Annotated in this window: 1 pseudogene; it reads left to right on the plus strand. The window is 43.9% G+C overall.

Annotated elements, in window-relative coordinates:
- Positions 1-529: pseudogene (locus ACFIMI_RS09840) on the plus strand (adhesin); the annotation flags it as partial.

Genomic DNA, 529 nt, shown 5'->3' on the forward strand with positions numbered 1-529 from the left:
GTGTTGCGCAGTCCTTAGGTGGTAAAGCTAAGTATGAGAATGGCACATGGACAGCTCCGACTTACGAGATCTCTCATGTTTCTGCAGATGGTGATGTGGTAAAGACGAGCTTCAATGATGTTGGTAGCGCCTTTGCGGGTCTTGATACGAGTGTCAAGAATGTGAACACACATCTGTCTAATGAGGTTAAAAAGTTTGAGGATAAACTAAGTAATATTACTCAAGCGGTTAATGGTGATGCTTTATTATGGAGCGACGCTGCACATTCCTTTGTAGCGACGCATGGGGACAGTAAAGAGAACAACAAGATTACGTCTCTTAAAAATGGAGATATTAGTGAAACTTCAACGGATGCCGTAGCGGGTAACCAGCTTTATGCTCTAGGTGATAAAGTTGCGCAATCTTTAGGTGGAGGAGCTAAGTATGAGGATGGCCAATGGAGCAAACCTACATTCACGGTTAAAACAGTAAAATCTGATGGAACTGAGAGTGAGGAGAGCTATACAGATGTGGCTTCAGCGTTTGCCGG

The sequence above is a fragment of the Bartonella sp. AP4SXKL genome (assembly GCF_042195845.1).
Lineage (GTDB): Bacteria > Pseudomonadota > Alphaproteobacteria > Rhizobiales > Rhizobiaceae > Bartonella.